This window comes from Pseudomonas sp. JUb52, assembly GCF_004341115.1.
Classification (GTDB): domain Bacteria; phylum Pseudomonadota; class Gammaproteobacteria; order Pseudomonadales; family Pseudomonadaceae; genus Chryseomonas; species Chryseomonas oryzihabitans.
The window spans coordinates 197,227-221,334 of sequence record NZ_SLYS01000005.1 but is presented as its reverse complement, the minus strand read 5'-3'; the positions used below and the strand labels follow the sequence as shown (position 1 = coordinate 221,334).

Genomic DNA, 24,108 nt, shown 5'->3' with positions numbered 1-24,108 from the left:
GTGAGGGCCCGTCTACAGCGGTGTCAGACACTCCGGCCCGTCCACCTCTGGCCGGTTGACGATATCGGCCAGCACCCGCTCGCGCAGCGGCATGCCGCCCGCGGCCAACAGCGCCTGCAGGGCTTCGGGCGGGCTGTCCGGATCCTGCCAGAGGGCACGCCCCGCTTCATCGAGCAGGATCGGCCGCCGCAGCGGGCCGGCGGCCTGGGTGACCATGGCCACCGACAGCCAGAGCTGGTCCCCGGCCGGATAGGCCTCCCAGAGCGCGGCGAACCAGGCCAGGGGTTCGCCATTGAGCATCCAGTAGGGTCGCTTGCGGTGATTGCCGCGCCATTCGTAGAAGCCGTTGGCGGGCAGCAGGCAACGGCGCAGGCGAAAGGGCTCGCGAAACATCGGCTGGGTGACCAGGCTTTCGGCGCGGGCGTGGGTGGGAGTGCGGGAAAGATCGGTGAGCCAGGGTGGAGTCAGTCCCCAGCGGCCGCTGTCGACCCGCTCGCCCTCGGCGGTCCGCCGCTGCAGCAGCACCTGCTGATGGGGGGAGATGTTCCAGCGCGGCGCATGCTTTTCGGGGAATCCCGCCAGGGCGGCGAATTCGGCGGGCCAGCGGAACAGGGCGTAGCGTCCGGACATGAAAACCTTGCTAGCAGACGAGGATGCCCTGCTCGGGGGAGGGATCCTCTCCCGGCAGGGGCGTGGCGGCATTGTACGCGGCGATCAGCGCCTGCGCGCGGAGGGCCTCCTCATCCTCGACCAGCAGGCCGAGCAGCCCGGCCGCCGGCAGGTCGCCGATGCCCCCGAGCAGATGGCGCCCGGCGAGAAAGCCGCTGATGCCTTCGCTGGCCAGCACCGCCAGGAGCAATTCGCCCTCGTGCAGCGAACCCGGCTCGTAGATGCGACGCATCAGTCGTCCTCCCGACGAACCTCGAGATTCCACTCCTCGCCATCGGTGTGCAGGCCGAAGCGGATCGGCCGGCAGCAGACTTCGCAGTCTTCGTAGTAGTCCTGATCACCGCCGCTGAGGTCGAGCACCACCTCGCCCGGTTCGCCGCAATAAGGGCAATCGTATTCCTGGCTTTCCAGCATCTGCCTGCACTCCTCGACCGCCAACCTGCCGCCCATCCGGCCCCTGGCGCTTGCATCTGGCGCCACGCCCACTACTATGGCCGCCGGAATTTCTACAAGAGAACACCATGGGCGAGTTCGAAGCCATTCGACCCTATAACGACGCGGAAGTCCCCGGGGTTCTGGCCCGCCTGATCGACGACGACCACTTCATCGCCATCCTCGCCGGCTACCGTTTCCCGCGCCTGTCCAAGGGCCTCGGCTGGGTGGTGCGGCCCCTGTTGCGCACCCGCCTGCGCCAGGAACTGGGCGGCATCCAGAGCGTCGCCGCGCTGCAGGACAAGCTCGAACCCTATGTGGATCGCGCCATCGAAAAGGCCTCGGACGGCGTCACCTACTCCGGTATCGACCAGCTGCGCAGCGGCCGGGCCTATCTGTTCCTGGCCAACCACCGCGACATCGTGATGGACCCGGCCTTCGTCAACTATGCCGTCTACCACGCCGGTCTGCCAACGCCGCGCATCGCCATCGGCGACAACCTCCTGCAGAAGCCCTTCGTCAGCGACCTGATGCGACTGAACAAGAGCTTCATCGTGCACCGCTCCATCAGCGGTCGGCGCGAAAAGCTGGCGGCGTACCAGAATCTGTCCGCCTACATCAATCACTCGATCCGCCAGGACGGCCAGTCCATCTGGATCGCCCAGGCCGAGGGCCGGGCCAAGGACGGCGATGACCGCACCGATTCGGCCATCCTCAAGATGTTCCACATGAGCTGCAAAGACGCGCCCTTCGCCGAGCTGGTCAAGGCGCTGAACATCGTGCCGGTGTCGATCAGCTACGAATTCGATCCCTGCGACCAGGCCAAGGCCCGCGAACTGCACATCCGCGCCACCACTGGCGGCTATACCAAGGCACCGGGCGAGGACGACGTCAGCATCGCCCTGGGCATCACCGGCTACAAGGGCCGGGTGCACGTGGCCTTTGGCGAGCCGGTCACGGGGGAGTTCGAGGATGCCAAGGCGCTGGCCCAGGAAATGGACCGGCAGATCCTCGGCAACTACCGGCTGTTCCCGGCCAGCTACCTCGCCTATGCCGCCTGGGAGGGTCGCGATCCGGAGCTGGCCGTGCCCGCGGTGGACGCCCTGTTTCCCGCCGAGGAAATCGCGGTCGCCCGTGGCGAATGGGAAAAGCGTCTGGCCGACTGCCCAGCGGAATACCGCGCGCAGCTGGTGCGCCAGTACGCCCAGCCGGTGCTCAACAAGTACCGCGTGCTGGCCGGCCTGGAATAGCGGTCGGCTACCCACAAAAAAGCCCGGCACTGGCCGGGCTTTTTTGTGGGCGTCAGGTTTTCAGCGACCGCTGAGCACCTGGACCACGGTCGGATCCTTGAACACCCGGGTCAGGGCATCGCTCAGCACATCGCTGACCAGCTTGGTGTTGGCCTCGGCGTTGGGTGCCATGCCGAAGCGCTGGTTGAGGCTGGCGCCGTAGCGGCCGCGGTAACCACGCTGGCTGTTGCGCACGTCGACCTGGAAGGCCGCGGCGACGTCGGAGGCGGTGACGTACAGCTCCTTGGGCGACTGGTAGTTCAGCTCGGCCAGGGTCAGGGTCAGCTGGGGCGCGCCGGGGCCGGCATTGGGCGACGGGGTGAAGCCCATCTGGCGGACCGCCTTCTCGGCTTCGGCCTGCAGCTTGGGAATCACGTCCTGGGTCTGCACCACCACCACGCTGGTGTCGGGATAGAGACCGCCGCGGGTGCCGAGGGTAAAGGAGGAGCGACCGTCGACCACCCGGACCGAGACCGGCTGGCCCTGGCCGACCGGCGCGATGGGCGCGGTGATCTGGGGTTGCGGACTCAATTGCTGGGGGCTGCTGGCGCAGCCGGCCAGGGTCAGACCAGTGGCGGCGAGCAGGCCGAGCAACAGGCGATAGCGCATGCAGAGACTCCAGAGAAAGGGACAGGGGGCAGTATACCCAGCCCCCCGGCGGCGTCGATAGACGGGCACCCTGGACAAGAAGACGCCGGCACGGGGCCGGCGTCTTCCTGGAGCAGGGTCAGGGCTTGGCCGCCAGCGGCGGTCGCGTCTGGCTGCGCTCCAGCCAGCCACCGCCGAGGGCCTTGTACAGGGTGACCTCGCTGTTGAGCTGGTTGAGTCGATCGGTGATCAGCTGCTGCTGGGCGCTGTACAGCGAGCGCTGGGCGTCGAGCACCGTGAGGTAGTTGTCGATGCCTTGGCGATAGCGCAGGTTGGCCAGGTCGTAGTACTCCTGGCTGGCCTGCACCAGGTCCTGCTGGGCCTGCAGCTGGTCGTCGTAGGTGCCCTTCGCCGCCAGGGCATCGGCCACTTCGCGGAAGGCGGTCTGGATCGACTTCTCGTAGGTGGCGACGTTGATGTCCTTCTGGATCCTGGCCGCATCCAGGCTGGCCTTGAGGCTGCCGGCCGTGAAGATCGGAATGTTGATGCTCGGCGAGAAGGTCCAGTAGCCGGAGCCGGCGTCGAACAGGCCGTTCAGATCGCGGCTGGCCGTGCCGCCCTGGGCGGTCAGGCTGATGCGCGGGAAGAAGGCCGCCCGCGCCGCGCCGATGTTAGCGTTGGCGGCGCGCAGCTGCAGCTCGGACTGGAGGATGTCCGGGCGCTTCTGCAGGAGATCCGACGGCAGGTTGGCCGGCAGGTCGGCGAGCAGGTCCTTGCCGTCCAGGCCCTTGCCCTGCGGCAGGTCCGCCGGGATCGAGGTGCCCAGCAGCAGGGTCAGTGCATTGCGATCCTGGGCCACCTGGCGGGTGTATTGCGCCAGATTCGCCCGCGCCCCTTCCAGGGCGGTACGCGACTGTCGCAGGTCCAGGCCGCTGGCCACACCGTTTTCCACGGTCTGGCGGGTCAGGTCGTAGGAGCGCTGATAGGCGTCCAGGGTCTCGCGGGTCAGTTGCAGCATGCGCTGGTCGGTGAGCCAGGCGTAGTAGGCGTTGGCCACTTCCGAGACCAGCGAGATCTGGGTGCTACGGCGTCCTTCGCTGGTGGCGAAGTAGTTGAGCAGCGCCTGCTCGCTGAGGCTGCGCAGGCGACCGAAGAGGTCCAGCTCATAGGAGGTGAAGCCCAGGGTCACGCTGTACTGGCTGCTGATGCTGCCGCCACCGCTGCCACCCGCGCCGTTGGCGCTGTTGCCGGCGAGCAGTTCGCGGATCGCGGAGACCTGGCTCAGGTCTTCCGGCTGGCGGGTACGGGTCCCGGTGCCGCTTACACTGATGTCGGGAAACAGCTCGGCGCGCTGCACGCGGTACTGCGCCTGGTAGAGGCGTACGTTGAGCGCGGCCTGGCGCAGATCGCGGTTGTTGTCCAGCGACAGCTGGATCAGCCGCTGCAGGGCCGGGTCGCGATAGAAATCGCGCCAGCCGATGTCGGCCGCCTGCTGGTCGCGATTGACCGTCAGGGCATCGTAGGCCTGGCCATGGGGCCAGGCATTCTCCACCGGCGCGTTGGGTCGCTGGTAGTCGGGGATCAGGCTGCAGCCGGAAACGGCCAGCATGCCCACGACCACCGCCAAGAGAGACTTCTTCATATCAGTGTCCTTCCTTGCCATGGGCTTCTTGGTCCTTGGTGGCCTTGTCCTTGAACAGGCTGCTGACCACCACGTAGAACATGGGAATCCAGAAGATCGCCAGTATCGTGGCGGTGAGCATGCCGCCGATCACGCCGGTACCCACGGCGTGCTGGCTGCCGGAGCTCGCGCCCGAGGAGATCGCCAGGGGCACCACGCCCAGGATGAAGGCCATGGAGGTCATGATGATGGGCCGCAGGCGCATGCGCGAGGCTTCCACCGCCGCATCGACGATGTTCTTGCCGCCTTCGTGCAGCTCCTTGGCGAATTCCACGATCAGGATGGCGTTCTTCGCCGCCAGGCCGATGGTCGTCAACAGACCGACCTGGAAGAAGACGTCGTTGGCCAGGCCACGGAAGTAGGTGGCCAGCAAGGCCCCCACCACCCCCAGCGGCACCACCAGGATGACCGCGATTGGGATCGACCAGCTCTCGTACAGCGCCGCGAGGCAGAGGAACACCACCAGCAGCGACAGGGCGTAGAGCGCCGGCGCCTGGGAGCCCGACAGGCGCTCCTCGTAGGACAGACCGGTCCAGGCGATACCCACGCCCTGCGGCAGGTCCTTGGCCATGCGCTCGATCTCGGCCATGGCGTCACCGGTGCTGTAGCCGGGCGCCGCGGAACCGAGGATCTCCAGTGAGGAGATGCCGTTGTAGCGCTCCAGCTTGGGCGAGCCGTAGATCCACTCGCCGCGGGCGAAGGCCGACACCGGCACCATCTCACCGGCGCTGTTGCGCACGTACCACTTGTTGAAGTCCTCGGGATTCATCCGCGCGCTGGCTTCGCCCTGCAGGTACACCTTCTTCACCCGACCGCGGTCGATGAAGTCGTTGACGTAGCTGGAGGCCCAGCCGATGGACAGCGTCTGGTTGACGTCGCTCTGCGACAGCCCCAGGGCGCGTACCTTCTCGTCGTCGACGATGAGCTTGAATTGCGGCTCGTCGTTGAGGCCGTTGGGACGGGTCTGCATCAGCTTGGGATTCTGCGCGGCCATGCCGAGCAGCTGGTTGCGCGCGGCCATGAGCGCTTCGTGGCCGATGCCGCCCTGGTCCTGCAGATAGAAGTCGAAGCCGGTGGCGTTACCCAGCTCCAGCACTGCCGGCGGGACGATGGCGTAGACGATGGCGTCTTTGATGCCCGACAGGTAGCCCATGGCGCGACCGGCCACGGCACTGGCTCCATCCTTGGCGTCCGGGCGCTCCTCCCAGGGCTTGAGCTGGATGAAGGCCAGGCCCGAGCTCTGGCCGCGACCGGCGAAGTTGAAGCCATTGACGGTGAACATCGAGCTGACCGCGCTCGAGTCGTTCTTCATCATCATCTCGCGCATGGTGTCGAGCACCTTCTGCGTCCGCTCGGCACTGGAGCCCGGTGGCGTGGTGACCTGGGCGAAGATCACGCCCTGGTCCTCTTCCGGCAGGAAGGACGACTGGATGCGGGTGAACAGGAACACCATGACGCCGACGATCAGCAGGTACAGCAGCAGGAAGGGCACCTTGTGGCGGATCACCGCGGCCACGCTGCGCTCGTAGCGGTGCTGACCGCTCTCGAACTTGCGGTTGAACCAGCCGAAGAAACCGCGCTTCTCGTGGTGCCCCTGCTTGACCGGCTTGAGCAGGGTGGCGCACAGCGCCGGGGTCAGGATCAGGGCCACCAGCACCGAGAGCACCATCGAGGAAACGATGGTGATGGAGAACTGGCGATAGATCACCCCGGTGGAGCCGCCAAAGAAGGCCATGGGCACGAACACCGCCGACAGCACCATGGCGATACCGACCAGGGCGCCCTGGATCTGGCCCATGGACTTGCGCGTCGCCTCCTTGGGCGAGAGCCCCTCCTCGGCCATCACCCGCTCGACGTTTTCCACCACCACGATGGCATCGTCCACCAGCAGGCCGATGGCGAGCACCATGCCGAACATGGTCAGGATGTTGATGGTGAAACCGGCGGCCAGCAGCACCGCGAAGGTGCCCAGCAGAACCACGGGTACGGCGATGGTGGGGATCAGGGTGGCCCGGAAGTTCTGCAGGAACAGGAACATCACCAGGAACACCAGCAGGATCGCCTCGCCCAGGGTCTTGACCACCTCATGGATGGAGGCGGTCACCACCGGCGTGGTGTCATAGGGATAGACCACTTCCATGCCCGGCGGCATGAACGGCTTGAGCCGCTCGATGGTGGCGCGGACCGCCTTGGCGGTGTCCAGGGCGTTGGCTCCAGTCGCCAGACGCAGGGCCATGCCGGAGGCCGGCTTGCCGTTGAACTGGGCGTCGATGGAATAGTTCTCGCCCCCCAGCTCCACCCGCGCCACGTCGCGCAGGCGCACCTGGGCGCCGCTCTGGTCGACCTTGAGGAAGATCTTGCCGAATTCCTCGACGCTGGTCAGGCGGGTCTTGCCGATGATGGTGGCGTTGAGCTGCTGCCCCGGCACCGCCGGCAGGCCGCCGAGCTGACCGGAGGCGATCTGCACGTTCTGGCTTTGGATGGCGCTGCTGACGTCGACCGGCGTCAGCTGGTACTTCACCAGCTTCTGCGGATCTAGCCAGATGCGCATGGCGTACTGGGCACCGAACACCTGGAAGTCACCCACACCGCTGGTCCGCGCGATGGGATCGCGCATGTTGGAGACGATGTAGTTGGACAGGTCTTCGTTGGTCAGGGAGCCGTCCATGGAGACCAGGCCCACCACCATCATGAAGTTGCGCTGGTACTTGGCGACGCGCATGCCCTGCTGCTGGACTTCCTGCGGCAGCAGCGGCGTCGCCAGCTGCAGCTTGTTCTGCACCTGGACCTGGGCGATGTCGGAGTTGGTACCCTGGTTGAAGGTCACGATGATGGTCATGCTGCCATCGGAGTTGGACTCCGAGGAGATGTACCTGAGGTTGTCGATCCCGTTCATCTGCTGCTCGATGACCTGGACCACGGTGTCCTGCACCGTCTGCGCCGAGGCGCCCGGGTAGCTCACCTGGATCGAGACCGCCGGGGCGGCGATGTTCGGATACTGGTTGATCGGCAGATTGAGGATCGACAGGATGCCGGCGAGCATGATCACCAGGGCGATCACCCAGGCGAAGATGGGCCGGTCGATGAAGAACTTGGACATCGGGCGCTCCCCTTACTGAGCCTGACCCGCCGGCTTCTGCTCGGCGGAGGCGATGTTGCTCGCCGGCTTGGTGGTGACGGTGGCGCCCGGCTTGATCTTCTGCAGGCCCTCGGTGATGACCTTGTCACCCGCCTTGAGGCCGTCGGTGACCAGCCAGTCGGAGCCCACGGTGCGCTCGGTCTTGAGGATCCGCTGCTCGACCTTGCCTTCGCCGTTGACCACCATGGCGGTGGGTTGGCCCTTGATGTCGCGGGTCACGCCCTGTTGCGGCACCAGCAGGGCATTCTGGCGGACGCCGGACTGCAGCTGGGCACGCACGAACATGCCGGGCAGCAGCAGCTTGTCGGGGTTGGGGAATTCGGCGCGGATGGTCACCGAGCCGGTGCCCTGATCCACCGAGACCTCGGCGAACTTGAGCTTGCCGGAACGGCTGTAGGCGCTGCCGTCCTCCAGCATCAGCTTGACCTCGGCGGCGTTCTCGCCCTGCACCTTCTGCAGCTGACCGCTGTCCAGTTCGCGACGCAGGCGCAGCAGGTCGGTGGCGGACTGGGTCACGTCGACATAGATGGGATCGAGCTGGGTGATGCTGGTCAGGGCGCTGGTCTGGTCGGCGGTGACCAGGGCGCCTTCGGTCATCATCGAGCGACCGATGCGGCCGGAAATGGGCGCGGCGACCTTGGTGTAGGCCAGGTTGATCTCGGCGTTGCGCAGGGCGGCCCGGGCCGATTCCACCTGGGCTTCGTTCTGCCGCTGCATGGACAGGGCGTCGTCCGCTTCCTGCTTGCTGATCGCCTGCTCCTTGACCAGGGCGCCATAGCGCTGGGCCTTGAGCCGATTGGAGGCCAGGGTCGCCTGGGCCTGGGCCAGCGAGGCCTTGGCCGAGTTGACGTTGGCTTCGTAGGTGCGCGGATCGATCTGATAGAGCTGGGTGCCGGCCTTAACATCGGCGCCCTCGGTGAAGTAGCGCTTGAGCAGGATGCCGCTGACCTGGGGACGGACCTCGGCGATGCGGAAGGCGGCGGTGCGCCCGGGCAGTTCGTCGGTCAGGGTCACGGTGCGGGGTTGCATCGTCACCACCCCGACCTCCGCGGGCTTCTGCTGCTGTTGCTGCTGCTGGTCCTTGTCCTGCTTGCCGCAGGCGCCCAGGGCCAGGGCCACGGCCAGCAGGGCGGGAGCGAAAAAGGCATGCGCCGGCTTGATCTGCATATCAAAAGTCCTTGAAAGCGGGGAAATGAGCATGCGCAGCGCGCCTTGTGGATCCGCACCGGCTCGAGCATAGGAATTATTATCAGACAAATATACTTACGTTCACGACTGTTTGTAAATAACCCAAGTGCCATGCTCGGGTATCTCGCTGGCGGCTCCGGCGCCTCGTGAAAACGGCTATTCCTACGACATCAGGCCCAGGCGACCGACCTCGGTAGCAGACCATGAGGCTGAAGGCGAGTTCTGCCAGGGGATCGCCCTGGCGCCCGCCCCCTCACCAAAAACGACCAGGCACAAAAATGCCGGACGAATCCGGCATCTTTGGTTACAACCTGAGGGCGTCCCGTTACTGGCGCACGCCTTCGAAGGACAGCATGAATTCCACTTCCTGGGATTTCGGACCGAGGTCCTTCTGGATGTTGAAATCCTTGAGCTTGAGGGTGGTGGTGCCCTCGAAGCCGGCGCGGTAGCCGCCCCACGGATCCTTGCCCTCGCCCATGAAGTGGGCCTTGATGGTGACCGGCTTGGTCACGCCGTTCAGGGTCAGGTTGCCAGTGACGTCGGCGGTGCCGTCGCCGGTGGGGGTGACCTTGGTGGATTCGAAGCTGGCCTGGGGATGGGCGGCGACGTTGAGGAAGTCGGCGCTGCGCAGGTGCTTGTCACGCTCGGCGTGGTTGGTGTCGACGCTGTCGGTGTTGATGGTCACCTTGATCTTGTCGGCGGACGGATCCTTGGCATCGAAGCTGAAGTTGCCGTCGAAGTCCTTGAAGGTGCCGTACAGCCAGCTGTAGCCCAGGTGCTGGATGCGGAACTGGATGAAGGCGTGCTGGCCCTGCTTGTCGATCTTGTAATCGGCGGCCATGGCCTGGCCGGCGCCCAGCAGAGCGGTACCCAGGGCCAGGGCGGCAACGGTTTTCTTCAGCATTGGATGGAGCTCCATGTGGTGGTGGGAAGCGAACATCAGGAAGGGGTATGGACGCGGCCGAGCATGCGCACCAGGGTGCCGTCGCGGTCGACGAAATGGTGCTTGAGCGCGGCCAGCACATGCAGGCCGGCCAGGACGATCAGCGTCCAGGCGAACCAGAGGTGGATCTTGCCGGCGGTATCGGCCTGGTCCGGCAGGCCACTCAGGGTCGCCGGCACCTTGAACCAGCCGAAGACATCGATGGCCACGCCGTCGGCGGTGGAGATCAGGTAGCCGGCCACCATGACGCTGAGCATCAGCGCATAGAGCAGGAATTGCCCGGCCCCGGCGGCGCGGCGCACCAGGGCACTGCCCTCCACCGGCGGCGGCGGACTGACCAGGCGCCAGAGCAGGCGCAGCACCAGGGCGATCAGCAAGAGGATGCCGGCGCTCTTATGCAATTCAGGGGCGGTGTGGTACCAGGTGTCGTAGTAGTCCAGGGTGCGCATCCACAGGCCGGAGGCGAACATGGCGACGATCGCCAGGGCCATGACCCAATGCAGAACCAGACTTACCAGACCGTAGCGAAGGCCATCGTTGCGCCAGTGCATCGCTTTTCTCTCCTGAAAAAGCTTTGCCTAAGCCTAGCCGCAAACGTATCGATGGAAAGCGGAAAAAGTATCGAATCAATATCGAAGGAATCGATGGATCGGACGGGGCGCGAAGGCCCCGTCCGCTCCGGCCCAGAGGCTGCGCAGGGGCAGCGTCCGGGCGCGGGTCTGGATCAGAACGACCAGTGGAACAGCTTCCAGAAGAAGCCGTGCTCGCCACTGTCCTTGGCCGGCGCGGCGTCGGCGGCCTTGGGCGCGGCAGCCGGCTGAGCCGGGGCCTTGGCGCTGGCGACGACCGGGACCACGGCCTTGCCGGCCTTGAGATCGCGGACCTGGCCGGCGGCGCGCTGACCGCTGGCCAGGGCGCCTTCCAGGGTGCCCGGATGCAGCGGATCGGTGTGCTCGCCGGCAAAGATCACCCGGCCGGTGGGCTTTTCCCACAGCCGCCAGTAACGGGTGATCTGGCCCGGACCATAGGCCAGGTAGGCACCGCCCACGCCCGGATCGCGGCTGTAGCGGCGGACTTCGTAGCCGGAGAAGGCACCGCGCGCCTTGGGATAGAGGGCGTGGAAGCGGATCAGCACCTGATCGACCATCTGCTTGTCGCCAAAGGCCTGCACCAGGCGCGCGCTGTCGCCGGCCAGGTTGACCAGCACATTGGCGCCGCCCTTGACGTCCGGCTCCACCCACAGCATGCCCAGGCCCTGGTCGCTGTAGATCTCGCCGCTCATGCGCGACTTGCTGTCCCACACCGGGGTCTTGAACTTGAGCAGGATCTGGTCGCGCCAGCCGTAGGTGGTGCCCTTGATAGCGGCCTGCTGGGTGGCGTCCAGCGCCGGGGTCATCTGCACCTGGCCGAGGGCGCGCAGGGGCACCGCCATCACCACGTAGTCGGCCTTGTAGCCATTGGCGCCGGCCTTGACGGTTACGCCGCTCGGATCCTGGACGATGCTCGACACCTTGCTGTCGGTCTTGATCGTCTTGATCTGCTTGACGAAGGCCTGGGCCAGGACGTCGCTGCCGCCGGGCAGCCGCGCGGCGCGCAGGTCCTTGTCCTCGACGCCGCGATAGACGCGGGTCTGCTGGGCCAGATAGAGCAGCGACAGCCGCGAGGGCTCGTCGTAGCGCACGCGGATGCGCTGGTTGATCAGCTGGCGGGCTACCGGCGGCAGATTCTGCTTGTCCAGCCAGGTGGCGGCGTTGATCTGGTCGAGGGCGTGCAGGGTCGGGGTGGCGGTCGGCTGCAGCGGATCGCTGATGGCGGCGGCCAGGTCGTCCAGGGACTTGTCGACGCGCTTCAGGGCATCGGCCACGGCCGGCATCTTCTGCGCCAGGTCGTCCTGGGAATAGTACTGGCCTTCGATCAGATAGCCCGGGGTGCGCACGAAGGACGGCGCGTCCACGGTCTTGAGCTTGAAGGTGTCCAGGTAGTGGTTGAGCACCGGCTGGGCCTTGGTGTCGCCGATCCATTCGCTGGAGGCGAGACCGGAACGACCGCCGACGCGCGCGCCGGCTTCCAGCAGGGTCACGTTCCAGCCGGCCTGCTGCAGTTCATAAGCCGAGGCCAGACCGGCCATGCCGGCACCGACCACGATCACCGAGGGACCACTGGGCGCGACGGGCGCCACGGCAGCCTTTTCCGGCGCCTTGTGCGACTCTTTATGGGCCTTCTCGGCAGCGCCTGCGCTCAGGCTGGTAGCGAATACGCCGGCTGCCAAGCAGACGGTAAAACCTGTCCAACGCGACGACATCTTTTCTAGACTCCTGGGACCGGGAAACGGCGGTGGCGCAGCATACGCCAGCGGCCCCGGGGCAACCAGACGGCGCCATGACCGGCAATCGGCCCGCGCCTTGCTCCCGTCGCGCGCCCTGGCTTAGGCTTGCGCCCCCTTTTTATCGCCGGGCCCGTCGCCAGGAGACCGCCAATGACCAATCACGACTGGATGCGCCGTGACCTGGAGGTGCTCTGGCACCCCTGCACCCAGATGAAGGATCACGAGCAGCTGCCGGTGATCCCGATCCGCCGTGGCGAGGGCGTCTGGCTTGAGGATTTCGACGGCAGGCGCTACCTGGACGCCGTCAGCTCCTGGTGGGTCAATGTCTTCGGCCACGCCAATCCGCGCATCAACGACCGCATCAAGGCCCAGGTCGACCAGCTGGAACACGTCATCCTCGCCGGCTTCAGCCACCAGCCGGTGATCGAACTGTCCGAGCGCCTGGTCGCCCTGACCCCGGCCGGTCTCGATCGGGTGTTCTATGCCGACAACGGCTCCTCGTGCATCGAGGTGGCCCTGAAGATGAGCTACCACTACTGGCGCAACGTGGGCCAGCCGGACAAGCGCCGCTTCGTCACCCTGACCAACAGCTACCACGGCGAGACGGTGGCGGCCATGTCGGTGGGTGACGTGGCGCTGTTCACCGAGACCTACCAGGGCCTGTTGCTGGACACCCTCAAGGTGCCCAGTCCCGATTGCTACCTGCGCCCCGAGGGCATGGGCTGGGAAGAGCATTCGCGGCAGATGTTCGCGCACATGGAGCGCACCCTGGCCGAGCACCACCAGAGCGTCGCCGCCGTGATCGTCGAGCCGCTGATCCAGGGCGCCACCGGCATGCGCATGTACCACCCGGTCTACCTGCGCCTCCTGCGCGAGGCCTGCGATCGCTATGGCGTGCACCTGATCCATGACGAGATCGCCGTGGGCTTCGGCCGTACCGGGACGATGTTCGCCTGCGAGCAGGCCGGCATCCGTCCGGATTTCCTCTGCCTGTCCAAGGCCCTCACCGGCGGCTACCTGCCGCTGGCCGCCTGCCTGACCACCGATGCGGTCTACCAGGCCTTCTACGACGACTACCACACCCTGCGCGCCTTCCTGCATTCCCACAGCTATACCGGCAATCCGCTGGCCTGCGCCGCCGCCCTGGCGACCCTGGACATCTTTGCCCAGGACGACGTCATCGAGGCCAACAAGCCCCTGGCCCGACGCATGGCCGAGGCCACCGCGCACCTGGCCGAGCATCCCCAGGTCGGCGAGGTGCGCCAGACCGGCATGGCCCTGGCCATCGAGATGACCGCCGACAAGGCCCGCCGCACGCCCTACCCCTGGCAGGAGCGCCGCGGCCTGGCCGTCTACCAGCACGCCCTCTCCCGCGGCGCCCTGTTGCGGCCGCTGGGCAACGTGGTCTACTTCCTACCGCCCTATGTGATCACCCCCGAGCAGATCGACTTCCTCGCCGAGGTGGCGAGCGAAGGCATCGACCTCGCCACCCGCACCTCGGTCAGCGTCGCCCTGAGCGACCTGCACCCCAACCACCGCGATCCCGGCTGATCTGGAGTCCGCCATGCGTCTCACCCGCTGCCACCTCGACCTGCCCCTGGCCCTTGGCCGTCTCGACCTGCCCGAGGCCCAGGCCCACTACCTGGGCCGCGTGCTGCGCCTGGCGCCGGGGGATGCCGTGCAACTGTTCGACGGCAGCGGCCGCGAATACCTCGGCCAGGTCGCCGAGGTGGGCAAGAAGACCCTCAGCGTCGAGCTGACCGAAGAGCTGCCCGGCCAACCCGATTCGCCGCTGCGGATCCACCTCGGCCAGGGCCTGTCCCGCGGCGAGCGCATGGACTGGGCGATCCAGAAGGCCACCGAACTGGGCGTGGCCGAGATCACCCCACTGGTCAGCGAACGCTGCGAGGTGCGCCTCAAGGACGAACGCGCCGACAAGCGTCTGCAGCACTGGCGCCAGGTCGCCATCAGCGCCTGCGAACAGTGCGGTCGCTCCACGGTGCCGCTGATCCATCCACCGCAGTTGCTGGCCGACTGGCAGGCCGGGCTGGACGCCGATCTCAAGCTGGTCCTGCACCCGGTGGCCGAGCCCCTGGAAAGCCATGCCCGCCCCACCCGCCTGGCCCTGCTGATCGGCCCGGAAGGCGGCCTGAGCGAGGCCGAAGTCACGGCCGCCCGCGCCGCCGGTTTCCAGCCGGCCCGCCTGGGGCCGCGGGTGCTGCGCACCGAGACCGCGCCGGTGGTGGCCCTGAGCGTGGCCCAGCAACTCTGGGGTGATTTCCAGACCCCCTGACCTGCCCCTCGGGCCGCTGCCCTGCGGCGGCCCGTCCCTTTCCCCACGGATAGTTTTGGAGCCCCGGATGACCCTGCCCTCTCGCCCCTACGCCGCCTTCCTGTTCGACATGGACGGCACCCTGCTCACCAGCGTGGCCTCCGCCGAACGCGCCTGGAGCACCTGGGCCCTCGGCCATGGCCTCGATCCGGCGGACGTCCTCGCCGTGATGCACGGGGTGCGGGCGGTGGAGACGGTCAGGCGCTTCGCCCCGGCGGGCGCGGACATCGACGCCGAGACCCGCGCCATCACCGAACTGGAGATCGCCGACGTCGCCGACATTCAGGAAATCCCCGGTGCCGCGGCCTTTCTCGCCAGCCTGCCGGCCGGCAGCTGGGCGCTGGTCACCTCGGCTTCGCGCCGGCTGGCCGAAGTGCGGCTCGCCGCCGCCGGCATGGCCCTGCCGCCGGTGATGATCTGCGCCGAAGACGTCACCCAGGGCAAGCCCGCGCCGGACTGCTTCCTGGCGGGTGCGCGCAAGCTGGGGGTGGCGATCGGCGACTGCCTGGTGTTCGAGGATGCCCACGCCGGCTTTGCCGCGGCCAAGGCCGCCGGCGCCGATGCGGTGGCCATCACCGCGACCCATCGCCAGCCGCTGGACCTGGAGCTGCCGACCCTGGCCGACTACCGCGGTGTCGGCATCAGCCGTGATGAAGACGGCGCCCTGCGCCTGATCCGGCAGGACTAGTGTGGTGTTTAAGAAGTTCGTGCAAGAATTGGCGAGTGATTTTTTGGCTTGGGCCAGGCGCCGCGACGAGTCATAGCAGGGCTATGGCGAGGAGTGGCAACGCCGCCCAAGACGAAAAAGCGCCGCCAAAATTGTGCAGTCAACCTCTGAAACACCACACTAGAAGACGCCGGCGGCGGCGAGGCGCTCTTCCACCCCGATCAGATCGGGAATGCGCGCCGTGCCGCCTTCGTAGGCCACGGCGCCCAGCTCCAGGGCGGCCAGGGGTACCTCGGCGGCGACCAGCTCGGGGGTGATGCGCAACGAGCGCGGAATGCTGCGGATCAGCAGGGCCAGGAAGCGCACCCGCTCACGCCCACCCAGGGCGTTGAGGATGGCTACCCGCGCATGGCGATCCCCATCGAATTGCGCGGCACTGCCACTGGACAGCGCCTCGAAACTGATCAGCGGCAGACGCAGGTCGCGCCAGGCCACCTGGCCCAGGCACCAGTCGGGTTGCACCGGCAGTGGCCGGATCTCGCGACAGGGCACCAGCTCGGCCACCGCCGCGTTGGGCAGCAGCAGGGTGCGATCGGCCAGGGTCAGCAGCAGACCGGTCAGGTGTTCGGCGGGCGCGGCGGTCGACATGAGGGATTCCTTCAGCTTTGCTGCTCGGCCAGGCGCGCCACCAGGGCTTCGGCCAGGCCGCGGGGATCGGCGGTAAGGGTCGCGAGACCCGATTCGCGCAGGCTTTCCGGCATGCTCGGGGCGATGCAGGTGCTCGCCGACTGGGTCCAGAGCGTGCCACCGCGCCGCCGCACATAGGGCGCCGAGGCGGTGCCGTCGTTGCCCATGCCGCTGAACACGATGACCCCGCAGCGCGCACCGAAGTGCTGCGCCAGGTTGAGCATCATCTGGCTGATCGACGGCGTATAGGGCTCGGGCCAGGCGCGCTCGACGATGTCCAGGGCGCCGTTGGCCCGGAAGGTCAGCTCCTGCTGGGTCGGCACCACCACCACCTCGCCACAGCGCACCGGCTCACCCGGGCGCACGCCCTGGATGTGCCACTGACTGTGCCGGCCGACCGCGCGCAGCAGGTTGGCGGCAAAGCCGTCACCGATGTGCTGCGCATAGAGAAAACCGACCGGCAGACCGCCCGGCAAGGCGTCGAGAAAGGCCTTTACCGCCGCCGGACCGCCCAGGGAGGCCGCCAGCAACCAGACCTCGGGAGCGGGATCGCCGGCGGGCAGCGGCAGGTTGGCCAGGGGTTCCGGCAGGGTCAGGCGCGGCGGTCGCGGCTGGTCCTGCAGCAGGGTCTCCAGGGCCGGACCGACCGCCGCCACCGGATCGCCGATCAGCCGCTTGAGCTTGCCGATCAGGCGCTTCTCCCACTGGGTGAAGGGATCGGTGAAGCGCTCCGGCGCCTGACCTTCGCCGAACAGGATGGGCACCTCAGCCCCCTCCAGCAGCGCGTCCACCAGCGGTGATTCCTCGGTCTGGCTCAGGTCGATCAGCCACAGGTCGGTCGCGACCGTGGGCCAGGCCGCTTCGTCGAAGCGCTCCGGATCGCTGTTGAGGACGACGTGATAGCCATTGTCGGCCAGCACCTGCTGCAGCACGTGACGCTGCAGCGGACTGTCGGCCAGGATGGCGACGCGGGCGGTGTGCATCTCAGTCATGTTCCCTGACCAACCGATGGATGTGGGCCAGGAGTTCGCTCTCCTGGTAGGGCTTGCCCAGGTATTCGTTCACGCCCAGGCTCAGCGCCCGCTCGCGGTGTTTTTCCCCGGTACGGGAGGTGATCATCACGATCGGCAGGTCCTTGAGGCGCGCATCGTGGCGCACCAGGGTCGCCACCTCGAAGCCGTCCATGCGCGGCATCTCGATGTCCAGCAGCAGGATGTCCGGCTGCCGCTCCTGCAACTGGGCGATGGCGTCCACCCCGTCCTTGGCGGTGAAGACCTCCATGCCGTGGCGCTCCAGCAGGCGGCTGGTGACCTTGCGCACCGTGACCGAATCGTCGACCACCATGACCAGCGCCGGTCGGGTGACCTCGGCCACGGTGGCCGGACCCTGCGCCAGTCGCGCCAGCTCTTCGCCACTGGCGCGCTGACTGCGGATCATCGCCAGCAGGTCGAGAATCACCACCACGCGCCCGTCCCCCAGCAGGGTGGCACCGGACAGACCCGGCACCCCGGCGAATTGCGGACCCAGGCTCTTCACCACGATCTCCCGCGAGCCGGCCACCGCATCCACCTGCACGGCCACCGCGTATTCGGCGGCGCGCACCAGCACCACCGGCAGCGGCAGACTCTGGCCGCTCAGCTTGGGCTGCTGGCCATTGCCGAGCAGGTGACCCAGGTAGCGCAGGTCATAGTGCTGGCCGCCGTATTCGAAGGTGCCCGCCCCCGGACGGTAATAGCGTTCGAGATCGGCCGCGGTCACCCGCACAATGCCTTCGATGGTGTTGAGCGGCACGGCATAGAGGTCGTCGCCGGCATGCACCATGAGCGCGCGGTTCACCGACACGGTGAACGGCAGGCGGATGGTGAAGCGCGTCCCCTCGCCCGCCACGCTGTGGATGTCCATGTTGCCGCCGAGTTGCTTCACCTCCTGGTGCACCACGTCCATGCCCACGCCCCGCCCGGAGATCTGGGTGACGGTCGGCGCGGTGGAGAAGCCCGATTCGAGGATGAATTGCAGCAGCTCCTCATCGGCGAGCTGCGCGTCTTCCGCCATCAGGCCGCGCTCGATAGCCTTGCGACGCACCGCGGCCAGGTCGATGCCACGGCCGTCGTCGGCCAGGGCCAGGATGATGTCGCCACCTTCACGACGCAGATCCAGGCTGATCACGCCTTCGGCCGGCTTGCCGGCGCGCTGGCGTCCGGCGGCGTCCTCGACCCCGTGGTCGATGGCGTTGCGCAGCATGTGCTCCAGCGGCGGAATGATCCGCTCGAGCACCGTGCGGTCCAGCTCGCCTTCGGCGTTGCCGACCCTGAGCTCGATCGGCTTGTCCAGTTCGGCGCTGACCTGGCGTACCACCCGGTGCAGTCGCGGCACCATGCGCTCGAAAGGCACCATGCGCGTCTGCATGAGGCTTTCCTGCAGCTCGGTGTTGACCCGCGCCTGTTGCAGCAGCAGGGTCTCGGCATCGCGATTGCGCTGGCCCAGGGTGTTCTTCAGATCCAGGAGGTCAGATGCCGATTCGAACAGGGCGCGGGACAGCTGCTGCAGCTGGGAATAGCGATCCAGCTCCAGGGGGTCGAAATCCTCGTAGCCGGCGCGATCCACGTCTTCGTGGTGACGACTGATGATCTGCGCCTGAGTCTCGGTATCCAGCCGGCGCAGCTGATCGCGCACCCGCTCGATGGTGGCTTCCATCTCGCCGAGGGTGGTGCCGATGTCGCTGACCTGCTGTTCGACGCGACCGCGGAAGATCGAGGTCTCGCCGGCCAGGTTGACCAGTTGTTCCAGCAGCGCGGCCGGTACCCGCACCAGCTCCTGGGACGAACGCCGCTGCGCCGCCTGCTGGCGGACCTGCTGCAGACGTTGCACGAAGGGCAGCGGAGCCACCGGGGCCGCGGGCGTCTCGGCCGCGACCATGACGGGGGCCGCCGCGCCGTCTTGCTCAGACAGGGCAGCAGGCAGGCCCTCGACGGCGGGCTCGACGTCCGGGTCAGCAGGCGCCTCCTCTTCGGCGACGTCCGCGACCGGTGGCTGCTCAGCCTCGTGCGCGGCGTCCGGTTCGGCCTCGGCCGTCTCGCTCGGCTCGGCTGCCGCACTCGCCTGGGCGGCGGCCGGCAGCGACAGCTGGGCGACCGCCAGTTGCAGCCCGTCGACGCCCTGGGTCGCCAGGGCGCGTACCCGTTCGCGGTCGCCCTCGCTCAGCCCCACGGCGAGCGAGCGTAATTCCGCCAGTTGCTGTTCCAGTTCATGGGCCTGCTCGCCCAGGCCGTGCAGACCGGCCAGACGCGCGCCACCCTTGAGGGTATGCAGGCAGCGCAGCAATTCGTCCACCGCCACATCGGGCGCGGCCGACCAGTCCGCCAGGGCCTCGTCCATGCTGACCAGCAGGTCCTGGGCTTCCTCGATGAAGATCTCGAGGATTTCCGCATCGGTGTCGGCGTCGAAGACCGGTGCCGCCACCACGGCCGCGGCGGTCACGCCGGTCGCCAGCGGCTCGCCGCGGTAATCGCGCAAGGCCGCGATCAGATCGGCGGCCGGGACCGGGGTCTCGCCCCGGGCCAGGGCTTCGAGTTGCTCGTGCAGGCGGTCATGGCAGCGCTGCAGCAAATCGCCCAGGTCCGCGCCGGGCTTGATCCGTCCGCGCGCCAGTCCTTCGTAGAAGGCCTCCAGGGCATGGGCGAGATCGCCGATGGCATCCACCTCGGCCAGCCGCGCGCCGCCCTTGAGGGTGTGCAGGTCGCGCAGCAGGGATTCCAGTTCGAGACTGTTGTGCGGCTCGGCTTCCCAGGCGCGCAGCGAGGTCGCCATGCTGTCGAGCAGGTCGCGACTCTCTTCGATGTAGATGGCCAGCAACTCGGCGTCGGGACCTTCCTCCGCCTCCGACGCGGTCGCTATTGGCGCCGGCTCCCGGAGCGCGGATTCGACGTCCGCCGGGTGCTCCGCGGGCGATTCGCCGAGCGCGGGCTCGCTCGGGGCCGATCCGCTGTCGTCCAGCGCCGGCAGATCATCGAGATGACCGGTACGGATCCGCTGCAGGCGCTCGACTTGGTCGGCATGCTCGCTGACCGGCTCTCCCGCCGCTAGTTCTTCGAGCTGCGCCGCCAGGCAGCCATGGGCATCGCGCAGGGGCTGGGCCAGTTCGGCACCGCCGGCGAGACGGCCGTCGAGCAGGCCTTCGTAGATGGCGTCCAGCTCCGTGGCCAGACGCGCGACCGGCGCCACCCCGGCGAGGTGGGCGCCGCCCTTGAGGGTATGCAGATCGCGCTGCAGGGTGCCGAGGTGGAAGCGCTGCTGCGGCTCCACCAGCCAGCGTTTCAGCGCCCGGTCGGCGCTGTCCAGCAGATCCTGGGCTTCCTCGAGGAAGATCAGCTGCATCTCCGGATCGACGGGCTCAGCGGTCTCGGTGGTCTCAGCGGTCTCGGTGGTCTCGGTGGTCTCGGTGGTCTCGGGCTCGACCGCGGCCGGCTCGCTGTCCGCTGCCAGCGGCTGCGTCTCTTCCGACGCTTCCGGCCGCTCGAGGTCAGGCTCGGCTTCGGCTTCGGCTTCGGCTTCGGCTTCGGCTTCGGCTTCGGCTTCGGCTTCGGCTTCGGCTTCGGCTTCGGCTTCGGCTTCGGCGGGCAGTTCGACGTCCAGCGCCAGCTCGGGTGCCACCGGCGTGGCCGTTGCCGGATCGAAGAGCGCTTCGGGTTCGGGCTCGGCCAGCAGGCTGGTGTCCGCCATGGGCAACCCGGCGAGAATGCCGGCCAGCAGGCCGCGCAGGCCCTGGATGCGTTCCTCGCTGGGCGTCGCCCGCATGCCGCCGGCCAGCTGATTGAGCATGCTGATCAGGGCTTCCTGGGCCTCTTCCGCCTCGCGGAAGAAGGCCGCATCGGCGGGCAGCGAACCGCTCGCCGCGGCGGCATAGACCACCTGCAGGGCTTCGGCCAGTTGCTCGACATCGGCCAGCCCGACCCGGGCGGCCCCGTCGGCAAAGGTGTTCAGGCGCTCGGCCAGCAGATCCGGGCAGGCGGCCAGATCACCGTCGGTGCGCCAGGCATGCAGGCGCTCGTCGGCTTCCAGCAGCAGATCCATGGCCGGCATCAGGAAATCGGTCAGGCGCAGGACGTCACGCTGCTCCGGCAGCGGCGCCGCAGGGATCGGCAACTGGGGATTCAGCTCCTCCAGCAGCGCTTCGCAGCGTGAGATCACTTCCGCCGCGCCCGCCAGCGGGGTCGCCAGCGACCCTTCGTCGAGTTCGGCCAGTCGCTGCTCCAGCAACTCGGCGCCCTGGGCGAGCAGTCCGCACTCGGGTTCGGCGAAGGCGACATGGGCGAGCTTGTATTCCTTGGCCAGCCGCTCCAGCGCCGACGCCAGCTCGGCCATCGGCGAACTGCCCGCCATATGGGCACTGCCCTTGAGGGTGTGCAGGGCGCGCAGGAGATTGTCGGAGACCGGCTGGGCACTGCCGGCGTCGGCCGACTCGAGGAAACGGCGCACGGTTTCCAGGTGCGCCTGGGCTTCGGTGCGGAAGATATCCAGCAGCTGGGTATCGGCTTCGGCGGCGGCAGGTGCAGGGATCGCGGATTCGATGACCTCTGCCACGGGCAACGCAGCTGCCGCGGACAGGGCCGCGCTGCCTGCCGGCACTCGCTCGGGCAGGGCTTCGTTGCGGGCCAGCGCATGGGCGGCGTGGGCCAGCCAGTCGACGTCGTCGCGTTGCCGTTGACGATCCGCGGCGTATTCCGCGACCAGCTCCGGCAGCAGCGCGCAGGTCTGCTCGACCACCGTTTGCACGGCAGCGCTGTGCGCGACGCTGTGATCCAGCCGGCGATTGAACAGATTCTCCAGCGCCCAGGCCAGCTCGCCGATCACCAGCGCCTGGACCATGCGGCCACTGCCCTTGAGGGTGTGGAAGTTGCGCCGCAATTCACTCAGCGCGGTGCGCTGCTCGGGCTCGGCCTGCCAGGTCGGCAGCCAGCGCTCCAGTTCGGCCTGGACCTCGCCGGCCTCTTCGATAAAGACCTCGCGCAGCTCCTCCTCGACCGGTTCGGCATCGGCCGCGGGCGGCAGCAACGCCTGCGGCACCTGCGCCGCTGGAGGATTGATGGGATTGACCGGCGCCGCCAGCACCTCGGCGATCGCCTCGGCATCGGGGGTGGCGGGCGGCAGGCTGTCCAGCTCGATGCCGGCCAGCAACTCCTCGGGCTCCGCGCCCTCCGGCTCGGCCTCGGCCTGCGGCGCCTCATCGGTCACCGCGGCCGCGTCCTCTTCGTCCGCCTGGGGCGTGGAGGTCGGAGGCTCCTGCGCTGCGGCAGGCTCGAATTCGATCAGGAATTCATCGTCGGCGTCCGCAGGCTCCTCGACCGACAGGGCGGTAGGTTCCAGCGTCTCTTCGGCCACCGGCTCCGCCGGCAACGGCGCTTCTTCGGGCAGCGCCTGAGGCGGCGGCTCGACCTCGCCGGAGGCCAGGGGCGCGGCCGCCTCCTCGTCTTCGCCGGCCGCCCTGGGCGGATAGCCGAGGGCGATGAGACTTTCGTCGGCGATGTCGAGAATCATGTCGTGGGGCGTGGACGGGTCTTCCGCCAGGCGCTCCAGGTAGTACTCGACGCTGGTGATGGCGTCGGCCAGGGTGTCCAGACTCTGCCAGTCGGGCACGGCCTGCTTGCCCAGCAGCTGCTGGCAGATGTAGTCGTTGGCCGCCTGGACCTGGGCCGCGGCCCGTTCCAGCGGAATCATCGCCAGGCCGCCACGGACCTGGGTCAGCAGCAGGGGCACCGACTCCAGGTGGACATGATTCCACTGGGAGGCGATGAACTCGATGATGGCGTCCTTGGATTGCTCCAGGCCGTTGCGCGCCTCGCGCACCACCACCCGATACAGCTGATCGATGTCGGTGGTGGGCAGCCGGCTCTCTTCGACATCGCCGACCTCGTTGCCACTGACCATGCCGGCCAGGGTGGCTTCGACATAGAGCAGCGCCCCGGCGATATCCATCAGGGCGGCGTCGCTGGCCTCGCGCGCGCCCTCGGCCAGTTCGGCCACGGCTTCGTGCTGTTCCAGCACCACCTTGCGCGGCTGGCCGAAGCCCAGCACCGCCAGGGTATCGGCGATCTGCTTGAGCGGCGCCAGGAGGCCGCGCAGGCTGGCGGGCTGCTGGCGATCGCTGCGCACGAACAGATCCAGGCTGTCCTTGATCTGCACCAGCTCTTCGCAAAGCGCGGTCACCACCGAGCGCATGGCTTCGCGATCCGGGCCGACGATGCGCGAACGCTCGAAGCCCACCAGCTCGGCATCCGGCAGGGCCTCGTCGAGGCGATAGTGCGCCTTGAGCGCGGCGATGCGCGGACTCTGCACCGGCGCCTTGGCCAGGTAGAACAGCAGATTCTTCAGCAGATCGGCCGGCGCCGGCTGGTTGAGGGTGGTCACCCCATCGCTGATGAGTCGCTTGAGTTCACGATCCAGTTGCCGGAGCAGACCGCGGATCGAGCTGCTGTTGTCCAGCTCGCCGGCCTGCAACAGCTCGGTCAGACCCGCCGCCACCGGCCAGAGCGCGCCAAAGGGCGAGCCGGCGCAGAGCTGATCCAGCCGCTCGAAGACCCGCAGCAGATAATCCAGGTGCAACTGGACGTCGCGGTCGCGGAACAGTCCGACCTGGGCGCCCTGCAGCGCCTGGCGCAGCTTGCGCAGGCGTGGCAGCCAGTCCGGCGCCGCGCGGTCGGCCAGCTCGGCATCGCTCAGCGACAGCGGCGTGGCGGACAGATCCGGCGAGAACAGGCTGGTTTCCGAGAGCAGCTTTTCCCCGCGCGCCGAGCGCAGGTCGTTGAGCAGCGGCAGGATGGCCAGTGGCAGATCGCGGCGGGCCTCGAGGACCCGGTCCAGATAGGGCGGCACCTGCAGGATGGCCTGCATCAGGACTTCCAGCGCCTCGTCCGAGCTGTTCACCCGCTCTTCGTGAAGGGCCTGCAGCAGCAGCTCCATCTCTTCGGCGAGCAGCGCGGCGCCATAGAACTCCACCATCTGCAGGGTGCCGTAGACCTGGTGCACATAGGTCCGGCAGAAACCCAGGCGGCTACGGTCGTGCGGGTTGTCGACGAACGCCTCGAGCGCCTTGCGGGCCTGCTGCAAGGTTTCGGCGATCTCTCCCTTGACCCACTCGAGGGCTACGTAGTCGTGTCGATCGATCATCTCG

General features: G+C 67.8%; 17 protein-coding genes. 4 read left to right on the top strand and 13 right to left on the bottom strand.

The window, feature by feature from the left end; all coding sequences use genetic code 11:
• Window positions 1-12 precede the first annotated feature (12 nt).
• The 3 genes from EC839_RS10910 to EC839_RS10900 are packed head-to-tail and all read right to left on the bottom strand — an operon-like array spanning window position 13 to window position 1,083.
• Complete coding sequence (locus EC839_RS10910) at window positions 13-630, bottom strand: SOS response-associated peptidase (protein ID WP_007162729.1); 618 nt, start codon at window positions 628-630, stop codon at window positions 13-15.
• 10 nt (window positions 631-640) lie between these two features.
• Window positions 641-901, bottom strand: coding sequence for a putative signal transducing protein (locus EC839_RS10905; protein ID WP_007162730.1), 261 nt, complete (start codon window positions 899-901; stop codon window positions 641-643).
• Window positions 901-1,083, bottom strand: coding sequence for a CPXCG motif-containing cysteine-rich protein (locus EC839_RS10900; RefSeq protein WP_007162731.1), 183 nt, complete (start codon window positions 1,081-1,083; stop codon window positions 901-903). The genes EC839_RS10905 and EC839_RS10900 overlap by 1 nt, the downstream gene beginning before the upstream one ends.
• Window positions 1,084-1,190: 107 nt before the next feature.
• Here EC839_RS10900 and EC839_RS10895 point away from each other — a divergent pair, with 107 nt between their 5' ends.
• Entirely contained in the window at window positions 1,191-2,351 is a 1,161-nt protein-coding gene (locus EC839_RS10895; protein ID WP_007162732.1) for a 1-acyl-sn-glycerol-3-phosphate acyltransferase, read from the top strand.
• Window positions 2,352-2,411: 60 nt separating this feature from the next.
• Here EC839_RS10895 and EC839_RS10890 read toward each other — a convergent pair whose 3' ends face one another.
• The 7 genes from EC839_RS10890 to EC839_RS10860 form a co-directional block, all read right to left on the bottom strand.
• Window positions 2,412-2,999, bottom strand: coding sequence for a YajG family lipoprotein (locus EC839_RS10890; protein ID WP_007161696.1), 588 nt, complete (start codon window positions 2,997-2,999; stop codon window positions 2,412-2,414).
• A gap of 118 nt (window positions 3,000-3,117) precedes the next feature.
• Window positions 3,118-4,620, bottom strand: coding sequence for an efflux transporter outer membrane subunit (locus tag EC839_RS10885; RefSeq protein WP_007161695.1), 1,503 nt, complete (start codon window positions 4,618-4,620; stop codon window positions 3,118-3,120).
• Window position 4,621: 1 nt separating this feature from the next.
• On the bottom strand, window positions 4,622-7,759 hold the full coding sequence (locus EC839_RS10880) for an efflux RND transporter permease subunit (RefSeq protein ID WP_132832545.1): 3,138 nt from the start codon (window positions 7,757-7,759) through the stop codon (window positions 4,622-4,624).
• Between the two features lie 12 nt (window positions 7,760-7,771).
• The gene (locus tag EC839_RS10875) at window positions 7,772-8,965 is read right to left on the bottom strand and encodes an efflux RND transporter periplasmic adaptor subunit (RefSeq protein WP_007161693.1); all 1,194 of its coding nucleotides are present in this window, start codon (window positions 8,963-8,965) and stop codon (window positions 7,772-7,774) included.
• Between the two features lie 346 nt (window positions 8,966-9,311).
• Complete coding sequence (locus EC839_RS10870; protein ID WP_007161692.1) at window positions 9,312-9,890, bottom strand: YceI family protein; 579 nt, start codon at window positions 9,888-9,890, stop codon at window positions 9,312-9,314.
• Between the two features lie 35 nt (window positions 9,891-9,925).
• Entirely contained in the window at window positions 9,926-10,480 is a 555-nt protein-coding gene (locus EC839_RS10865; protein WP_132832544.1) for a cytochrome b, read from the bottom strand.
• A 173-nt stretch (window positions 10,481-10,653) separates the two neighbouring features.
• Complete coding sequence (locus tag EC839_RS10860) at window positions 10,654-12,231, bottom strand: flavin monoamine oxidase family protein (protein ID WP_007161690.1); 1,578 nt, start codon at window positions 12,229-12,231, stop codon at window positions 10,654-10,656.
• A gap of 174 nt (window positions 12,232-12,405) precedes the next feature.
• Between EC839_RS10860 and EC839_RS10855 the strand changes: the two genes are divergently transcribed.
• From EC839_RS10855 to EC839_RS10845, 3 genes are all read left to right on the top strand, one after another.
• The gene (locus EC839_RS10855) at window positions 12,406-13,806 is read left to right on the top strand and encodes an adenosylmethionine--8-amino-7-oxononanoate transaminase (protein ID WP_007161689.1); all 1,401 of its coding nucleotides are present in this window, start codon (window positions 12,406-12,408) and stop codon (window positions 13,804-13,806) included.
• A 13-nt stretch (window positions 13,807-13,819) separates the two neighbouring features.
• Window positions 13,820-14,548, top strand: coding sequence for a 16S rRNA (uracil(1498)-N(3))-methyltransferase (locus EC839_RS10850; RefSeq protein ID WP_007161688.1), 729 nt, complete (start codon window positions 13,820-13,822; stop codon window positions 14,546-14,548).
• 67 nt (window positions 14,549-14,615) lie between these two features.
• On the top strand, window positions 14,616-15,275 hold the full coding sequence (locus EC839_RS10845) for an HAD-IA family hydrolase (RefSeq protein ID WP_007161687.1): 660 nt from the start codon (window positions 14,616-14,618) through the stop codon (window positions 15,273-15,275).
• Between the two features lie 159 nt (window positions 15,276-15,434).
• Here EC839_RS10845 and EC839_RS10840 read toward each other — a convergent pair whose 3' ends face one another.
• The 3 genes from EC839_RS10840 to EC839_RS10830 are packed head-to-tail and all read right to left on the bottom strand — an operon-like array spanning window position 15,435 to window position 24,104.
• Window positions 15,435-15,902, bottom strand: a complete 468-nt coding sequence (locus EC839_RS10840; protein WP_007161686.1) for a chemotaxis protein CheW — start codon at window positions 15,900-15,902, stop codon at window positions 15,435-15,437.
• Window positions 15,903-15,913: 11 nt separating this feature from the next.
• Complete coding sequence (locus EC839_RS10835; RefSeq protein ID WP_039976079.1) at window positions 15,914-16,933, bottom strand: chemotaxis protein CheB; 1,020 nt, start codon at window positions 16,931-16,933, stop codon at window positions 15,914-15,916.
• A complete protein-coding gene (locus EC839_RS10830; RefSeq protein ID WP_132832543.1) occupies window positions 16,926-24,104 on the bottom strand; it encodes an Hpt domain-containing protein in 7,179 nt (2,392 codons plus the stop codon). Before EC839_RS10830 ends, EC839_RS10835 begins: the two co-directional genes overlap by 8 nt.
• Window positions 24,105-24,108 lie beyond the last annotated feature (4 nt).

Coding starts and splice junctions, on each gene's coding strand:
- EC839_RS10870 (WP_007161692.1), bottom strand. CDS start 9,890: ATGCTGAAGAAAACCGTTGCCGCCCTGGCCCTGGGTACCGCTCTGCTG.
- EC839_RS10910 (WP_007162729.1), bottom strand. CDS start 630: ATGTCCGGACGCTACGCCCTGTTCCGCTGGCCCGCCGAATTCGCCGCC.
- EC839_RS10835 (WP_039976079.1), bottom strand. CDS start 16,933: ATGACTGAGATGCACACCGCCCGCGTCGCCATCCTGGCCGACAGTCCG.
- EC839_RS10850 (WP_007161688.1), top strand. CDS start 13,820: ATGCGTCTCACCCGCTGCCACCTCGACCTGCCCCTGGCCCTTGGCCGT.
- EC839_RS10845 (WP_007161687.1), top strand. CDS start 14,616: ATGACCCTGCCCTCTCGCCCCTACGCCGCCTTCCTGTTCGACATGGAC.
- EC839_RS10885 (WP_007161695.1), bottom strand. CDS start 4,620: ATGAAGAAGTCTCTCTTGGCGGTGGTCGTGGGCATGCTGGCCGTTTCC.
- EC839_RS10880 (WP_132832545.1), bottom strand. CDS start 7,759: ATGTCCAAGTTCTTCATCGACCGGCCCATCTTCGCCTGGGTGATCGCC.
- EC839_RS10875 (WP_007161693.1), bottom strand. CDS start 8,965: ATGCAGATCAAGCCGGCGCATGCCTTTTTCGCTCCCGCCCTGCTGGCC.
- EC839_RS10830 (WP_132832543.1), bottom strand. CDS start 24,104: ATGATCGATCGACACGACTACGTAGCCCTCGAGTGGGTCAAGGGAGAG.
- EC839_RS10905 (WP_007162730.1), bottom strand. CDS start 901: ATGCGTCGCATCTACGAGCCGGGTTCGCTGCACGAGGGCGAATTGCTC.
- EC839_RS10855 (WP_007161689.1), top strand. CDS start 12,406: ATGACCAATCACGACTGGATGCGCCGTGACCTGGAGGTGCTCTGGCAC.
- EC839_RS10840 (WP_007161686.1), bottom strand. CDS start 15,902: ATGTCGACCGCCGCGCCCGCCGAACACCTGACCGGTCTGCTGCTGACC.
- EC839_RS10895 (WP_007162732.1), top strand. CDS start 1,191: ATGGGCGAGTTCGAAGCCATTCGACCCTATAACGACGCGGAAGTCCCC.
- EC839_RS10860 (WP_007161690.1), bottom strand. CDS start 12,231: ATGTCGTCGCGTTGGACAGGTTTTACCGTCTGCTTGGCAGCCGGCGTA.
- EC839_RS10865 (WP_132832544.1), bottom strand. CDS start 10,480: ATGCACTGGCGCAACGATGGCCTTCGCTACGGTCTGGTAAGTCTGGTT.
- EC839_RS10900 (WP_007162731.1), bottom strand. CDS start 1,083: ATGCTGGAAAGCCAGGAATACGATTGCCCTTATTGCGGCGAACCGGGC.
- EC839_RS10890 (WP_007161696.1), bottom strand. CDS start 2,999: ATGCGCTATCGCCTGTTGCTCGGCCTGCTCGCCGCCACTGGTCTGACC.